General features: G+C 46.3%; 17 protein-coding genes, 1 tRNA gene and 1 pseudogene. 16 read left to right on the top strand and 3 right to left on the bottom strand.

Annotated elements, in window-relative coordinates; genetic code table 11:
• The 16 genes and pseudogenes from D3222_RS07855 to D3222_RS07785 all read left to right on the top strand — a co-directional run.
• A partial coding sequence (locus D3222_RS07855) for a transposase (RefSeq protein ID WP_198672728.1) occupies positions 1 to 281 on the top strand: 281 nt, incomplete at its 5' end.
• A gap of 215 nt (positions 282 to 496) precedes the next feature.
• Entirely contained in the window at positions 497 to 919 is a 423-nt protein-coding gene (locus D3222_RS07850) for a hypothetical protein (RefSeq protein ID WP_118985660.1), read from the top strand.
• Positions 920 to 1,427: 508 nt separating this feature from the next.
• Positions 1,428 to 1,667: pseudogene (locus D3222_RS07845) on the top strand (integrase domain-containing protein); the annotation flags it as partial.
• A 619-nt stretch (positions 1,668 to 2,286) separates the two neighbouring features.
• Positions 2,287 to 2,508, top strand: coding sequence for a hypothetical protein (locus D3222_RS07840; RefSeq protein WP_118985659.1), 222 nt, complete (start codon positions 2,287 to 2,289; stop codon positions 2,506 to 2,508).
• A gap of 12 nt (positions 2,509 to 2,520) precedes the next feature.
• A complete protein-coding gene (locus D3222_RS07835) occupies positions 2,521 to 2,907 on the top strand; it encodes a hypothetical protein (protein WP_011145482.1) in 387 nt (128 codons plus the stop codon).
• Positions 2,907 to 3,203: a hypothetical protein gene (locus D3222_RS07830; protein WP_118985658.1), complete on the top strand. Its 297-nt coding sequence runs from the start codon at positions 2,907 to 2,909 to the stop codon at positions 3,201 to 3,203. Before D3222_RS07835 ends, D3222_RS07830 begins: the two co-directional genes overlap by 1 nt.
• A 77-nt stretch (positions 3,204 to 3,280) precedes the next feature.
• Complete coding sequence (locus D3222_RS07825) at positions 3,281 to 3,754, top strand: hypothetical protein (RefSeq protein ID WP_118985657.1); 474 nt, start codon at positions 3,281 to 3,283, stop codon at positions 3,752 to 3,754.
• Positions 3,755 to 3,903: 149 nt separating this feature from the next.
• Complete coding sequence (locus tag D3222_RS07820) at positions 3,904 to 5,796, top strand: ArdC-like ssDNA-binding domain-containing protein (protein ID WP_232832443.1); 1,893 nt, start codon at positions 3,904 to 3,906, stop codon at positions 5,794 to 5,796.
• 99 nt (positions 5,797 to 5,895) lie between these two features.
• On the top strand, positions 5,896 to 6,807 hold the full coding sequence (locus D3222_RS07815; protein WP_118985656.1) for a hypothetical protein: 912 nt from the start codon (positions 5,896 to 5,898) through the stop codon (positions 6,805 to 6,807).
• A gap of 64 nt (positions 6,808 to 6,871) precedes the next feature.
• Positions 6,872 to 7,204 carry a DUF3085 domain-containing protein gene (locus tag D3222_RS07810; RefSeq protein WP_015835417.1) on the top strand — a complete coding sequence of 111 codons (333 nt, stop codon included), beginning with the start codon at positions 6,872 to 6,874 and terminating at the stop codon, positions 7,202 to 7,204.
• An 88-nt stretch (positions 7,205 to 7,292) separates the two neighbouring features.
• Positions 7,293 to 7,481 (top strand): hypothetical protein, encoded by a 189-nt coding sequence (locus tag D3222_RS07805; RefSeq protein ID WP_081461607.1) that lies wholly within the window; start codon positions 7,293 to 7,295, stop codon positions 7,479 to 7,481.
• Positions 7,482 to 7,609: 128 nt separating this feature from the next.
• Positions 7,610 to 8,530, top strand: coding sequence for a DUF1281 domain-containing protein (locus D3222_RS07800; protein ID WP_118985655.1), 921 nt, complete (start codon positions 7,610 to 7,612; stop codon positions 8,528 to 8,530).
• Between the two features lie 149 nt (positions 8,531 to 8,679).
• The gene (locus D3222_RS07795; RefSeq protein WP_118985654.1) at positions 8,680 to 9,393 is read left to right on the top strand and encodes an N-6 DNA methylase; all 714 of its coding nucleotides are present in this window, start codon (positions 8,680 to 8,682) and stop codon (positions 9,391 to 9,393) included.
• Between the two features lie 142 nt (positions 9,394 to 9,535).
• The gene (locus D3222_RS24995; protein ID WP_141096760.1) at positions 9,536 to 9,715 is read left to right on the top strand and encodes a hypothetical protein; all 180 of its coding nucleotides are present in this window, start codon (positions 9,536 to 9,538) and stop codon (positions 9,713 to 9,715) included.
• Positions 9,716 to 9,797: 82 nt separating this feature from the next.
• Positions 9,798 to 11,318: a conjugal transfer nickase/helicase domain-containing protein gene (locus D3222_RS07790; RefSeq protein ID WP_118985653.1), complete on the top strand. Its 1,521-nt coding sequence runs from the start codon at positions 9,798 to 9,800 to the stop codon at positions 11,316 to 11,318.
• Between the two features lie 94 nt (positions 11,319 to 11,412).
• Positions 11,413 to 12,414, top strand: a complete 1,002-nt coding sequence (locus D3222_RS07785) for a tyrosine-type recombinase/integrase (protein ID WP_118985652.1) — start codon at positions 11,413 to 11,415, stop codon at positions 12,412 to 12,414.
• Between the two features lie 393 nt (positions 12,415 to 12,807).
• Here the strand turns inward: D3222_RS07785 and D3222_RS07780 are convergent.
• From D3222_RS07780 to D3222_RS07770, 3 genes are all read right to left on the bottom strand, one after another.
• Positions 12,808 to 12,883: transfer RNA gene (locus tag D3222_RS07780), tRNA-Phe, on the bottom strand.
• A gap of 128 nt (positions 12,884 to 13,011) precedes the next feature.
• Positions 13,012 to 13,584, bottom strand: a complete 573-nt coding sequence (dicD, locus tag D3222_RS07775; protein WP_118985651.1) for a division control transcriptional repressor DicD — start codon at positions 13,582 to 13,584, stop codon at positions 13,012 to 13,014.
• Positions 13,585 to 13,600: 16 nt separating this feature from the next.
• A complete protein-coding gene (locus D3222_RS07770; protein ID WP_118985650.1) occupies positions 13,601 to 15,328 on the bottom strand; it encodes a protein-disulfide reductase DsbD in 1,728 nt (575 codons plus the stop codon).
• Positions 15,329 to 15,363 lie beyond the last annotated feature (35 nt).

The following is a 15,363-nucleotide window of genomic DNA, read 5'->3' as shown; positions in this document are numbered from 1 at the left end:
TGGATGGGGCGGGTTACAACAAAGCTCATCTTGTGAAGGAGTGGGCTTATGTTAGCAATATTGAGTTACATTACCTTCCTCCATACAGCCCAAATTTAAACCCGATAGAGCGATTATGGAAGGTCATGAATGAACAGGTTCGAAATAACCGTTATTTCGCTGATAAGCATGAATTTCGAGACAAAGTCTTCAAATTTTTCACCACAACGTTACCTGATATAGCGGACTCGCTGACGTCTAGAATTAACGACCATTTTCAGGTGCTAAAAACTGCATCTTGAAGTTTCTTGGGTATATTTACATTAGCTTGGTAGTAGACGATTTATAGAAGCCTCAATGGTCGAATCCATCGAGGCTTCGCCATTTATGATAATGAAAATAAATAGAATTGGACCCGATTTACCTATTAAGCTTAGCTATTCCACTATTGAATTAATAGTGAAAACGGTTAGATTGTAAAACCTTTAATATATTCTAAAATGGTTCAGGGAAAGTGATGGCCGATACCGATAAAAATGATAGGAAAAAGAAAAGTCAAAAACAATCCAGTCATTTTATTCCTTACAAAACGACATATGATTTACGTTTAAATACAAGAGAACCCAATTTAATCAACATACTGATGCAGGTCCAGGGCTATGAATATGGCTTTTTTACGGTGTTAGGAGTCCGCCCTTTATCGCAACGGGGTAACCATAAAAACAGTGCCATTTATGTCGTACGATGCCGATGTGGTAAATATGCTGTTAGGACACTCAAGGCGATCAAAAATCCGGCTAATGTTACTGACATGTGTGAGCATTGCCTTCACCTGTACAACCTGAGGCGCAGAAAAATCTTTCACACTGGAGGAAAAGATGTCGATTTGTCAGAATTAACTGGCATTAAATATAAAAATCCTTTAGAAATTAAAGAATAAAGGAATGATATTGCGCTTCAGTATGAGATCCCTGGAGTGCGTGAAAGCAGCTGGTTAGATATCATAGCACTGACATTGACCCCGTCTGAGACACACTCTACCATCTGAATGTGATTACCAGTGATCTGATCACTTTTAAGGCTCACCCATTAGATGGCGAAATAAAACCCCTGTAGCTTGCAAGGGAGAGCATCGCAATGCAGTACATCTGCGCACTTTTGGAAGCAGATCTCGTCGGACAACAACCCACCGTCCGGCGATGAAAGTTACCCGGCGTTATTCATAACCGGCTTACCACGTAATACAGGTTTTCCCCGCATTTTCTACCTTCTGACCAATACGTGGTACCCCGGTTGTAGGGTTTGAAGATCGCTATTCACCTTAACGTTTTGAGTGAAAAATAACCATGTTGACGTTTTATATTCAGAAGAAGGAGAACAATCGACTCGGTATTGATGGCGACGTCAGTGAAAACTGGCGTTGGAGGTAGTCTGACAACGATCAATAGCCGAATTTACATTCGGCTATTGATCGTTACCGGAATAGAGTCAGGGAAGCGGGGTTAACCGGAAAGTCTTCACCACACAGTTTGCGTTATGCTTATGCTGTTGAGGCAATAAATTATCATTTGTCGAAAGGATTAAGTCGAAAAGAAGCAGAAGCGATGGTTGCAATGGATTTGGGACATGGAGATGGACGAGGACATTATGTTGCCCGTGTCTACAATAAACAGTGCAGTGATGATTAATTGGCTTTTGAATTTAGCTTGAATCGAAACAGCCCTGGGCTTAATATCAATATGTTAACTTGTTGTTTTCGGACAACGGCCAATGTCAGATGAGTCTGAGACTGACGCCTTTGGGTGACTCGTCATAAAACCATTGTAACCTGAGAGATGGTGCCTTTGGGCGGTACACCCGTTTATCCTTTGAAAACGGGTATCACTGATTACAGTGATGAAGGTGCATTTTTAGTAACACACGGTGGCAGGCTTGCCATTTGATGATCTCACCTCCGAGGGACAGGGTTAGTTCTCTGTTGTCTCTGTCATACAACCACCTCCTGATGGGGAATGCCTTTCCCTGAGGGATGAGGTTATTCCTCATTTTTTTACATTTGAGGAAATATTATGCAAACTTTATCGTGATTAACTGAAATATTGATGAAATCTGTCCGGTCTGAAGCACTGATTGGGCGCAAAGTTAAGTCGGGGAGATTGCCTCGGCTGGCGATACTTATCAGGCATCCTGACAGGGATTGACCTGACGGATTTATTTACTTTGTATGATGTTCGTGATGAACATCTTCCTTACATTTCCCGGGGCTTGTCCCCGTCAAGGGCAGGCTCCCGGTAACAGGAGTGGTTAATGCCTGCTTTTCATCCCCCCACTGATACGACAACCTTGTCGGCTTCAGAGATGTTAACGCCGAAACAACGCTCACTTATCCGCGATTTGATCCGTGATGAGTGTGATTATCGGGATCGTGACGCACTCCTTAAACTTTTGGGCATGATAACGCTGTTCAAAGTTGCGGGGATCCTGACGTTAGGTGTGCTGTTGCTGGTTTTCCAGTTGTTATGGAGATAAAGGAGACGAACGATGTTAATGATCTTTGCGACAGTACTTTGGGGCGTTATTCGTTGGATTTCTCTGTCGTTTTACCATGTGATGTCCTGGTTGTTACGCCGAAGACAGGTGAGACTACCGGTGACTCATATGACCCAGGCTCGGAGACAAACGGTGTATGCGGGTAAATGGCAACTTTCTGATGACGCGAAGTCATGCGGGAGACCGGTTGTGGTCAGAGATAGACACAGCTACAAACCGGGTGTGGAGTTGCTGTATTTCGGTGAGGAGAGTCCGGAGCCGTTTTATGGCGAACGGTACCTTATCGACGAAACGGAAGCGGTGGATTCGGCACAACAGATGCTAACGCGCCTGTTGAGACAGCGTAGTTTATCGCATGCTTATGATGAGGCCGCATAATGGTCAATGAGACGTTGACTGCCGTTACCCGGTGGGTGATGCCGGCTGTAGCGATTGAAGAGCCAGTCTGGCGGCGAATGGTGAGTTATCCGTTTGCGCCGGAATATGAAACAGAACGGTTTCATCAACTGATTTACCAGGCATTCAAAGCCTGGTCAGCAGCAAAGCCGGGAATGTGTGAGGTGACGTTTGGTTTTTTCTGTTTGCCGTATGACGGCGACATGAAGGCCCCCTTATGGCAAGCGCTGCGGCTTAAACATGAATCTGATCGGTTGCTGATTGCGTTGGACGCCTAATTTTATTGATTACCCTGACGGGGAAACCCGTGAGGGTTAACTCCGTCAGTCATTTTTTTACGAAAGGAGTTAACCCTATGAGTACAATGACGACTAAAGAACACATTCGGTCACCGTCCCAGTCCCTGTCCGTGCAGGCGCTGGCTGAGCCGGAAATATTCAAAAAAACCCGTAGCCGGTTTAATCAGTGGTTGCAGGCGCAATTCGACAATCACTATCACACCCTGAGAAATCACGGTTACCGCTGTTTTCTTGCTCGTCATCATCCGACAGAGCTTGAGCGTTACGATGAGGCATGTGAAGCCTTACGGCGTGAGGAATTTCACCGGTTCAGTGAGTTGCAGACGCTGGGGCTGTTCCTGTATCAACAGGTTCAGCTAAAGGAGAAAAAACTCAGGCAGCGTCGTCGCTGGCTGTTGACCGGGATAGCATTGACGTCGCTGGTGACGGGAGTATGTTTGATTGTTCACGCTTATGAGGTTGATTTGTCATCGGTTTATCACGGACTGACTGCGTTACCGGCCAGAATAGCTAATTATTTCATGCGCTAATTATTTATCCCCAGGGGAGAGACGACTCCCTGTGGAATGGTCTCTTCCTTAATTTCAGACAGGAAAGATGATGACCATTTCTTACCTACCGGACGATATCTGCCGGTTTAATAACCCGACGTCTTACGGACAGCCTGGAAAGTGGAGGGGTGCCCTGGCAACAGCCCTGGTTGGCGGATAGTGAATACGGTTTGCCACAGCAGGCGCTGACAGGGAAGCCATTTAGCGGTATCAATGTGTTGTTGTTGTGGCAAGCCATGCAACAGCGGCAGTTGATATCTAACCGCTGGTTAACGGGTGAGGAGTTAAGAGCGTTGGGCGGTTGTGTAGTCAAAGGTGAAAAACCGACAACCATCGTCCGTTACCGGCCTTCAATGTCGCTGATGCGTGTGATTAATCTGGAACAATGTGAAGGATTGCCGGCAGAACTCCAACCAGGTTGCCCTTTACCCCCCCGTCCGGCTCCCGGTTTTGCCGCTGTTCAGCAACTGGTGACGGCCAGTGGGATCCCGGTGGTTCATCGGTCAGGCATTGTGCCCGTTTACTGGTCGTTGCATGACCGTATTGAACTGCCTGGCTGTCAGGACTATGCCGAAAGTACACAATACTGGCATGATTTATTGCATCAACTGGTTCATGCCTCTGGCCATCCGTCCCGGTTAAACCGTTTTGGCCTGACAACCCGAAGTGAGTGGGATGAAAGTCGGGAACAATGGGTGACAGCACTAGGTGCCGCGTTTTTGGCTGCATTGACGGGTGTCCGGGGTAACCTGGTATATCCTGATAATACGATACTCTGGGAACACGCTTTGGGCTCAGATCCGTGGTGGTTATTTCAGGTTGCTAATGATGCCCGCCGTGCAATGGATTATTTGCAAGACCGGCGACAGCAGTTACCAAGCCAGGTGGAATTGTGGCAGCAGATGGCTACCGTATTGCTCAGTGAGCACTATGGTCTGCCGCTGAATGACACCATGCTGGAATATGATGAGGTGGTTCAGCGCCATATTGATGAGTGCATCACACCGCTGATGGCTGTCAGTGCTTTAGCCCGAATATATCACTGGGAACGGCGTGACCAGCCAGAAGGCAGGTTGTTTCCGGAAGAATTGGGGCAGGCCAGTGAGGCATTGGCGTTATTTTCCAGCCAGCCATCGTGTCTGAACTATTCTCGGATCCCGGCGACAGAACCGGCTGATACTTGTGAACCGGACAGATCATCACAATCTGAACGGTTGCTGTTACCGCCGGTGGCGTCTGACCGTAGCCGTGAAGATGAAGATAATGATCCGTCTGACGATAACGTTGTGGAACTGCCGTTGGCGGCCACTTACCGGGAACCGAATCCACATAAACAGGCTTTTATCAGACTGTTTAACCAGATTGCGCCGCATGAAAATCGCTGGCAGGTGTTCTGTGATTTTGTGCATATGGCAGTTTGTTCACTGTACAACGCGTTGTTGCAAAATGATGAATTTGAAGCGGACTATATGCAGAGGGTTAAACGTTATTCCCGTGAAGATGCATTCCGGCTGAGTCGTTTGCTGAGTGAAGTTATTATGGGGCTGGAGTATGAAGCCGGTGATTTTCTGGGCGCTGTTTTCATGGCGCTGGAATTAGGTAATGACCAGGTTGGCCAGTATTTTACGCCGTTTCCGGTCAGTCATATGATGGCCAGAATGAAGCTCGCTGAGGGCTTGGCGAGGCTGGGATCCGGAGAGCATGAATATATCACGGTGTCTGATCCGGATTGTGGCGCCGGCGGGATGATTATTGCGATGTATCAGACCATGCTGGAAGCGGGGTTTAATCCTCAGCAACAGATGTTGGCGTTTTGTGTCGATATTGACCCGGTTGCCGCGATGATGACGTATATCCAACTGTCGTTGCTGGGTGTCCCGGCCGTGGTCACGGTGGGCAATTCACTCACTCATGTCATGTCTCAGAAAATGGTGACGCCAATGTATCATTTAGGATTCTGGCAATTTAAACGTCAGCGTCAGGAAGCTGAAGATGAAATAGCGATGCGCAAGGCCAGCTGACACACATCTTTCATTCAAGTCACCATTGGGTGGCATCACATTAACCCGATAGGGGATATCCCCTACAGGGGGAACCCCGTCAATCACGAGATTTCCCTTATGTCTTTATTACGTTTTTATATCCGGCATCAATTCGTAGAACGAATGGGGCTGGCGCTGGATGACGACGCTATTTTCTGTCTGTTTAATGAAAGCCAGGGAGACTACGTCAATACCCATATAAAGTTTACCAAAGAGTTACTTTTGCCTGTCATGACTCATCTTTTGGACAGCTTGTCTGAGGATCCGGCAAACCGGGCTAGATGCAGAAATAGTGAACGTATCCTGACGTTATGGATACGGGGGATGGATGCGATATCTCATGTTTATCAGGATCCGTTGCTGATGCCTTATACCCATCCGGAAAGCAGTGGTCGTGTGGATACCCTTATCCGGCCGGATACAGCCGTGTTACTGAATCTAACGGCAGAGGAATTTTTGCGTCTGACGGCGCAGGATAATCTACCGGAAGATGAACAAATTGGGCTGGAACAGTTCAGCAAAACACAAAAGTACTGGACACGTTTTATGGACTATTTGGATAAGCAGTTGACAGAAACGTGTCTGTATTGTTTTGAACGTCTGGGCCAATTTCTTCGTCACTTACAGGTTGAACCCCGTTTGATACGGCGTTTTTCCTTCTCTGTCGGTTACATCGATGTCTTCATGGGGCCACAGGATTTACACAATATTGACGCAGAGGAATTTGAGTCAGGGTATCTCGAAGACTATATCGATGAGGTCTCTGATGGACTCATGACGCCAGTCCAGTTCCAGGTTGATGTGGTATACAAAAATGGTTGTGTAATAGAGAGTTTTCGATCAGATGTAGACATTGAAAACGTTAATAACCCAACACTCAAGGATTATCGGGATGTGGTGGATGAGGCAATCACATGGGTAGATGAGCAGTTTGTGCTGAAAACCCGTTCAGTGAGCCTGTCTTCGCCAGTACAGAGGTTGGCAGCATAACTAAACTTTAACCCATTGGGGGAATGTTCCCTCAATGGGAACGTTTCTCCTCAGGAGAATGACGATGTTACTTTTTAAGGCTAAAGATCTGAAACCTGTGTTGCAGGAAGCGATAGCCCATCAGTGTGACGTGTTGCTGGTCAAGGATCAGAGCATTTATATCATGTCTGATATCGGTTCGATGCAAAACGGCAAATATCTTGTCGCTTATGCTTGCGGTTATCATCCGGAGAAGGACGAAGGCTGGTATGAACGTGCCTGGGAGGAAGCGGGCGGCGATGATTTTGCGGAAAAGCTGGGTTTCTCCATATCTACACTCAACCGGTTACTGAATGACAAATGTGATCTGAAGGTGACGCTGACAGCCACACAAATTATCACACAATTTTACCCCTGATTGCCGGGCTGCCGGCAGTTGTTTTCACCCTGACGGGCGTTATTTCCCCTCAGGGGATAATGCCCGTTTTTATTTCGGAGCATTATTGATGAAAAAGATTCATACCAAAACTTACCTAAAAATCGTTCGTAAGAATAAAACTGCCCGTCGCCACGGCAGGCGTTTCCGGCCTGATTTGTACCGAGTGATGACGGGCAGGATTATCGCGGCGTTTGGAAAGAGAAGGCGCTCTGATGTACAGGCCACAAAATTGTGGAGACCGGCTGTCCGGTTATAAATAACTTGAATGGGTCTATCCGAAAGCCGGATAGCCTTTTTTCACATTTCTGAACTTATCACTTGCCTGTGGGGGCATTGCCTTCACAAGGTGTGCCCTTTTTCAGGTAAAAAAGAGGATGTTTTACTATGTCGAAGTGGTACGCCAATCGTTTGAATATCACTGGCCAACCTGACCAACTGGATGCCCTGCGACAATGGGGATTGGGAGACAAAATTCCCTATTACGGGCAGGCGATCCATCAAAGTATTAAGCTGTTTGTCGCGGGCTGTGCCGGTCTTCTGCAACCGACTGAAACAATAGATTACCCACTTTATCCAGCGCTGGTAGCGAGTGGAGTGGGTGAAATGTCACCGGAAAATTGGGCATTTGAGCAATGGCTGGCCTTGTTAAAAGAGAATGTTGCGCTTGATGAAGTCACCAGCCAACAGATTGACAGGCTATACCAACAAAGTGGTCTGGCCGAGCGAAAATGGGAGACGTTGCTCCCGGCAGCGCAGAAAACCATCATGGCTTTATTTAACCAAAAGTCCTGTGACTGGTTCGGTTTGGTTGATTGGAGCGGAGAACGTGACACGGAAATGCTGTGGTCTCATCTTGATGATCGGCTGACAGAGACGGTGCCTTGTGACTTGTTTCTGCTGATACCGACCCATCTTGCGAGTGAAATCAATGGATTTTGCGGCGGATTGTTAAGGGATCACGAGACAACTCATGAGTTGTATTTCCGATTGTACGATATGGCACGGCCGCGAGGTTATGAAATAGCCTGGAAGCACAATGATGATGGCAGTTTAACTGGGAGCTTTGACGCAGCGCCTTGGGAGCCGTGGTATGAAAAAATCATGGTTCCTTTATCCAGGCAATATCACTGCCATATCACCCATTATTTTGAGGATGTCTGTGGCTTTTGTGGTTACGACAAATACCGAAATGGGCAGTGGGAAGAAGGTAGCATTGATGAGCTGGAATTTGGTGAGGAAGACGGTATCCGTAAAGTGATAGGGCCGGTCTACATTCTCGGCAATATTTCACATGACGGCTGTTAGTGCACTGACAGTGTTATTCCGTAGGGAAATTCCCTGGGGTGAATTGACATAAAAAAGTTCAGGTTTGCCTGAGTGTCTGATAACGCGACTGCCGGCGGATATTACGCCGGCGATTTACCCACAAGGGGGAATATATCCCCTGGTGGGACATGTTCCCCATTTTCCAGGAGCATGTTTTGTCTGTCTTGATTGATCATAAAAAAGCGTTTATTACCTTGTTTAATGAAACTGCCCGTTATTATTATCGTAACCGAGTATTCGATGATTTTGTACAATGTGCGGCAATTAGTCTGCATAATGCAGTCTGCCCGGACAGTAAGCTGGAGCAGGGATATCGGCAAATCATCAAACACTATAAGCCGGAGGATGTTAGCCGGTTTTCTCAACTGCTTGAACATGTCATGATGGGATTGGAATTTGAACCCCATGATTTTCTTGGCGGTGTTTTTATGCAATTGAATCTGGGCAACAAACATCTGAAGCAATTCTTTACTCCCTGGCCCATCAGCTTGGTCATGGCGAAAATGCAGTTGAGTGACGTCGAGCAACGCTTAACGAAGCAGCCCTTTTTCACCTTATATGAGCCAGCTTGTGGTGCGGGTTGTATGGTTATTGCGGCAGCGGAAGTGTTGAAAATGTCAGGTTATAATCCTGCTCAGCATATGTGGGTATCCTGTGTGGATATTGATGTCGTGGCGGCTTCGATGGCCTATATCCAGCTTTCTCTATTGGGGATACCTGGGGAGGTGGTGATAGGTGATGCCCTGACGAATGAACGTCATCGGGTCATGTATACTCCGGTACATTGGCTGGGAAACTGGCCTTGTCGTCTCAGGAAAAATCGTCAGCAGTATGAGGTTTAAACGGTTTGAGACACTTGATTAAGCAAATTCCGGCTCTTGGGCCGGAGTTTTTATCCAACAGGACGGAGAGGCAAAATAAACTGACTGAGGTTATTGGGTTCATCCCTGACGTGTTTTAGTCTGAATCGATAGTGCTTCCCAGATGCACTGGATACATTCTATTTTCCTCTTTAATCCTTTCTTGCATGATCCATCATTGAATAAAGTTCTTGCCTTTTGTACTTATCGTAGCGGATTCAACGAAATAACCGGATACATGCTTCGTTTACCCGTGACTGAATTGGAAACGTTTGAATCATTGCGTGCTGTTTTTATCGATTAATTTTTATTCCCGGAAAAAGAGTTTTGCCTTGTCCCTGTCAGAGGATGTATTAGGGTTTTAGGAAAAATAGGGGAGATTAATCGTGTTGAAAAAAATTAAAATCCTGCTGGCAGGAGCATCCACAGGAAAAAAGCCACTTCCACAATCCGCCGCCATCCCACAAACGGTCAAAGCCGGCTACTTTTTGCCGTCTGAGTCCAGGCTATTGCTGGATACTTCCCGGCGACGACAGTATTTACAGTGTCTGTGGGACAATAGCGCATTATCCAAAACACGCTATCAGACGCTGTGGCTGGCCCCATTACATGAGTGTGTGGCATTGATGCAACAACTTCCGGCGGCACCGCAGGGACCTTATGCCCGTTTGGGCGGATTAATTGATGTGACGTTGCAATGTACTGCATTTGCCGTACGTCTGGCGAAAGGGCAGATGTTACCGCTGGGTGTGGAGCCTGAGACGCAGGCAGCACAAAGTGTGATATGGAACACGGTGGTGTTTTACGCTGCGTTATTTCATTTTTTGCCTGTTTTGGCAAACTTTGACGGTGAATTGGATGAAGGCCAACCCTGGTACCCTGGGCTGGCTGTGCCGCAGGGGGCGTATCGTTTCCGGTTCAAAACTCCCCCAGTGGCGATGAGGGTTGCCTGTCATTTTGGGGTGTTACTCGCCGGGCGATTGCTGCCGGCTAAGGCATTGACCTGGCTGGCGTCGGTACCTAATGCCTTGCCTTCGCTGTTTTGTATTCTATCCGGTGAGATGAAGGAAGATGACGCAATAAATCAGATAATGACAGAAGCTTTGAATAAAGCCGGTGCACCGACAATATCAGAAATATTATCTGTCACGGCTGCATCATCGCAAATTATTGTTTCAGGAAATCCCGATGTTTCTGCTACGCCTTTATCAACCGCAATGGAAAATGTTCTGCCCTCTCAGATACGGCAAGAAGATAACACGATGGCTAAAATTGTTTCATCAGCCGTGAAGCCTGTTGATGAGCTCCCCTTTACTGCTATGACAGTCACGCCGGAGAAGAGGATGCAGTCGGACGGAAGCACGCAACAGTTACTGTCATTGATGGGGATGAATGTTGCTACTACAGTGACAGAACAAGTTATGGTGAATGAAGCGGAAATCGCACCGCCATACACGTCAATGTCTTCACAACACGCTGTTCAGACAACATGGCAGAATCATGAAAATGCTATTGAGACATCCTGTATTGGAGAGCAGTTCTGGGACTGGTTGTCCGTTGGCTTAATGCAGGGGGTGATGAACATGAATACGCCGAAAGCCCGGATACATTTGGTTGGCGGCTTTGTGTTTGTGAGTGCGCCGGCTATTTTCTTTCAGTTTCTTAGTGAGAAAAAACAGGCTGATGGCAAAGAGGTTAGCCAAAAATGGAAGCGGGTACAAACCGCATTTGAGCGGCTGGGACGACATCGAGTAAGTCGTGGAAAGTGTTTTTGTTGTTGTCATCTTTATGATTCTGCCGATCGGATTGGCTCCTATCAACGTGTTCATGGCTACTTAATCAAAAGTACTTTGCTTTACCGTGGTAGTCCTGTACCCGAGGATAGCCCTTTTATGACGATTTCCTGAGAAAGTATCTTTAATAACAATGTGTTATAATAACTGTGCGTTATTTTTCGCGCCCCGCAATGGGTTTTTAAATTGATGAAGTGAGGAAGTAGAGATGGACAGTATGACCTGGGATAACCTGCTGGATGAATATTTTTTTGCCAAAATCTTGCGACCGGCTACTGAGTCGAGTTATCGCAAGGTGGTGAATACATTCCAGGTGTTTGCAGGTGCCGATAATCGGCCTGCTCAGGTAACCCGACAGCAGGTCCTGGCGTGGCGCAGATATGTGTTGCATCAACGTGGACTGAAAGGGGTGACCTGGAACAGTAAGATTGCGCATATGCGGTCAGTGTTTAATTTGGCGATAGAAGAAAGAATACTGCCCCAAACGGAAAACCCATTTATTGGTGTAGAGGTTAATGAGAATAAAAATAAAAAGAAAACATTGACCAAAAAACAACTGACAACCTTGTATCTCACGATGGGGCAATTTGAAGAGCGGGAACGACGGACAGGGGATAATCATCGTGCCCGCTGTGCATTATATCCGACCTGGTACTGGCTGACGGTATTGGATACGTTGCGTTATACCGGGATGCGGCAAAATCAGTTATTACATATCCGGCTCGGGGATATTGACCTGGATGAGCGCCGGATTATTCTTTGCTCTGAGGGGAGTAAGAACCATTATGAACACCAGGTGCCGGTGGTGAAATGGTTGTATCCGCGGCTGGAGATTTTGCTGGAACGTGCGCAAGCCGCTGGGGCAAAACCCAGTGATCCCCTGTTCTGTGTGAACTATTTTACCGCCAAAACAGACAGAGGAAATGAAACTGATCAATTACAGACGATAAAGTCATTTTTTCGTCGCTTGTCAAAAGAGTGTGGATTTGATGTGGGCCCCCACCGTTTCCGGCATACTTTGGCAACTGAACTGATGAAAGCGCCTGATCGTAATTTGCAAATGGTGCGCGGATTACTGGGGCATCGCAGTATTGCCACGACGATGGAATATATTGATATCAATCTGGATATTGCCGGGCGCGCACTGGAGCGTGAGTTGATGCTGTATATTGATGTTGAGCCAGAAAGAGGCGAAATGCTAATCGGATAAAACAGAATATTCTCGCTGTTGTCTGAATTTGCCTTTTTCTACATAAATAATTCCCTGTTGCAAGATGGGGAATTTTTTTGAACTGATGCAGTCTCCCAGAATTAACCTTCTTCTAACCAATCAGGAAATCTGAAGAACCGATATACAACATCGTGTTAATTAATTCGTTGATTTTGGTTTGGGCTGCTTGACAGTTGCAATAGAACTTGTAAGTATTGCGTTCCAAAGCAAAAAGGACACCTAAAGTTTTAGGTATCCTAGCTTGGTAACCCTTATGTTCAATTCAATATTGAAGTACTGAAAAGCTAAACTAACTACAGTTATACATTCGGGTTCTTGTATTGGTTGCCCATTGAGTTTTCACTTTCATCTCCCAACAAGCGCACTTTGAATTGGTGCCCGGAGGCGGAATCGAACCACCGACACGAGGATTTTCAATCCTCTGCTCTACCGACTGAGCTATCCGGGCAACGGGGCGCATTAAACCGTATTCAGCCTAAGTCGTCAATGCCTTTCTGATAAAAAATGATAAAAGCGGATTGTTTGCTTTTTTTTTGCCCTGGATTTGTGTGGTTGTTCATCTTAGGCTGATTTTTGTTAACTTAACGCACCATTTTTGCGACATAAGGCAATAGCTAAAACATCTTCTGCCAGCAGTTTTGCCGTAGCGATATCATCAATATCCCGTTTAACTAGTAACTTACCCAGGCAACCTTCCAGAATCAGTTCCATCTGTTTGGCAACGAGTTCGCAATCTTCAATATCCAGTTGATGTAATAGCTCGGTGGTGTAGCGGGAAGAGTTCTGTTTTTGTAATTCAGCTAATTGATGAATAGGGTGGTCAGGTTCAGGGAATTCGCTACAGGCCGCGATAAACAGGCAGCCTGGGTAGCGTTTCTCTTTTACTTTTTCATCAAGGGCTGCATAACGAGCCAGTAGCTTCTGTTCTGGTGTCAGATTTTCATCCAGTAATATTTGTCGTTGCCAGACTTCAATCTGTTGGCCGTGATAACGTAGACAGTCATAAAGCAGAGCTTCCCGATCGGGCCAGAACTGCTTGAGATATTCGATATCCATGTTAAGCGAGCCAAAAAGTATCTCAGTTGTGATGGATAAGCCATGTTGCTCCAGTAAGTTTAAGGCATGGCTAAGAACTTGTTCTCGTTGCACGGTGCTCTCCTTCAGATCATTTTGGCAGATGCTGCAAATGCTCGTTAAAACGGGTTGCATTCATAAAACCATTTACCCGTGAATCGGGGATCTCTTTTCCTTGAGAATCGAAAAACAGAATAGTCGGTAATCCCCGAACGCTAAGTTTTTCTAAAAGCTGCTTCTGTTGCGGGCTGTTGTTCGTGACATTGGCCTGTAACAGTAAGGTATCACCCAGTTGTGACTGGACTTGTGGATCGCTGAAAGTATATTTTTCAAATTCTTTACAAGCGGTACACCAGTCAGCATAGAAATCAAGCATAACGGTTTTATGGCTGTTTTGTGTCATTATCTGTTCTAATTCCTGCCAGTTATTTATCTGGCGGAAGTTGAGACTATGTTGCGATTGTTGTGTGACCGTTGTACCCCAAAACCAATCTTGCAATGGACGGGTAGCTATCAGCATCAGAATTAATAATATCAGTTGTATGATTCGCACCCAACCGTTTTGGCTTCTAATCGTCAGAGCAAATCCCCATCCCAGGAAACTGACCGCCAGCAGGCTCCATAATCGTATTCCCCATGTATCACCGATAACCCTTTCCAGCAGGAAAACGGGTAGCGCAAGAATAATGAAGCCAAAAGCTTCTTTAACATACTGCATCCAAGGCCCACTGCGTGGCAGGAGTTTATGGCCAAACAGGGTGACGGCAATGAGCGGTAATCCCATTCCCAAAGCGTAAAGATAAAGGGTTAGGCCACCTGCCACGGTATTACCACTTTGAGCAATGTAGAGTAGAATTGCACTTAAAGGTGCGGTAGTACAAGGCGAGCAAATTAATCCCGCTAACGCACCCATAGCGAATACACCGAGAAGTGAACCGCTTTTTTGCTGGTTGCTCCAGTTGACTAAACGCGTCTGAACAGCGGAAGGCAGTTGCAGAGAATAGAGGCCGAACATCGACAGAGCCAGCAGAATAAACAAGACTGATAAGCCAATCAGCACATATGGATGTTGTAGTGCGGCCTGAAATTGTAGACCCGCCGCTGCGACAATCAATCCAAGTAGCGTATAGGTGATTGCCATGCCTTGAATATAGCTTAGCGCTAACCAAAATATCTGTTTTAGGCTTTTAGGGCGTTGGCTGCCAAGAATAATGCTGGAAATTAATGGATACATCGGTAATACACAAGGTGTAAAGGCGATACCGATGCCAATCAAAATTGCCCAGAGTGGTGAGAAAGGTAAATGGTGTTGGTCATTGGATGCACTTTCTGGCGTTTTCTGAACAGGTTCAGCAGGTGTAGCGTCAGTTGTTTTTGATGGAATAACTGCACTCAATGGAACAAGGCGGGTTTCAGGTGGATAGCAATATCCTGCGGCGGCACAGCCTTGATAAGTGACAACGATATTAGAATTATTGTTCGCTTCTGTAACAGGAACATTGACGATGAGTTGTTGGAAATAAACTTCAGTTTCACCAAAGAACTCATCTCGATGAGCTGTACCTTGTGGCAACGTGATTTTACCCAGTGTGGCCTGTTGCGGCTCAATATGAAGTTGTCTGCGATAAAGGTAATAACCCGGTTTGATCTGCCAGTCTAACGTCAATTTGTCGCCTGTTTGCTGAAAATCAAACATGAATGCCTGATCTACTGGCAAATATGGATTTTGCCCCGGTTGTTCAAACAGGGCGTTCGCTGCCATTGGGCTAAAGAGAGCGCTGCAAAGCAGCAAAAACAGCATCAGAGTACGTTTAATCATAAAGATAATGATCGCTAATCGAATGAGACAGATTC

The organism is Photorhabdus sp. CRCIA-P01 (assembly GCF_003545805.1).
Lineage (GTDB): Bacteria > Pseudomonadota > Gammaproteobacteria > Enterobacterales > Enterobacteriaceae > Photorhabdus > Photorhabdus antumapuensis.
This window is presented reverse-complemented; position numbering and strand designations above follow the sequence as displayed.

Excerpts from the sequence above, each read along its gene's own strand:
- D3222_RS07850 (WP_118985660.1), top strand. The coding sequence starts at position 497 with ATGGCCGATACCGATAAAAATGATAGGAAAAAGAAAAGTCAAAAACAA.
- D3222_RS07840 (WP_118985659.1), top strand. The coding sequence starts at position 2,287 with ATGCCTGCTTTTCATCCCCCCACTGATACGACAACCTTGTCGGCTTCA.
- D3222_RS07815 (WP_118985656.1), top strand. The coding sequence starts at position 5,896 with ATGTCTTTATTACGTTTTTATATCCGGCATCAATTCGTAGAACGAATG.
- D3222_RS07805 (WP_081461607.1), top strand. The coding sequence starts at position 7,293 with ATGAAAAAGATTCATACCAAAACTTACCTAAAAATCGTTCGTAAGAAT.
- D3222_RS07800 (WP_118985655.1), top strand. The coding sequence starts at position 7,610 with ATGTCGAAGTGGTACGCCAATCGTTTGAATATCACTGGCCAACCTGAC.
- D3222_RS07785 (WP_118985652.1), top strand. The coding sequence starts at position 11,413 with ATGGACAGTATGACCTGGGATAACCTGCTGGATGAATATTTTTTTGCC.
- D3222_RS07835 (WP_011145482.1), top strand. The coding sequence starts at position 2,521 with ATGTTAATGATCTTTGCGACAGTACTTTGGGGCGTTATTCGTTGGATT.
- D3222_RS07770 (WP_118985650.1), bottom strand. The coding sequence starts at position 15,328 with ATGATTAAACGTACTCTGATGCTGTTTTTGCTGCTTTGCAGCGCTCTC.
- D3222_RS07810 (WP_015835417.1), top strand. The coding sequence starts at position 6,872 with ATGTTACTTTTTAAGGCTAAAGATCTGAAACCTGTGTTGCAGGAAGCG.
- D3222_RS24995 (WP_141096760.1), top strand. The coding sequence starts at position 9,536 with ATGCACTGGATACATTCTATTTTCCTCTTTAATCCTTTCTTGCATGAT.
- D3222_RS07795 (WP_118985654.1), top strand. The coding sequence starts at position 8,680 with ATGTTCCCCATTTTCCAGGAGCATGTTTTGTCTGTCTTGATTGATCAT.
- D3222_RS07830 (WP_118985658.1), top strand. The coding sequence starts at position 2,907 with ATGGTCAATGAGACGTTGACTGCCGTTACCCGGTGGGTGATGCCGGCT.
- D3222_RS07825 (WP_118985657.1), top strand. The coding sequence starts at position 3,281 with ATGAGTACAATGACGACTAAAGAACACATTCGGTCACCGTCCCAGTCC.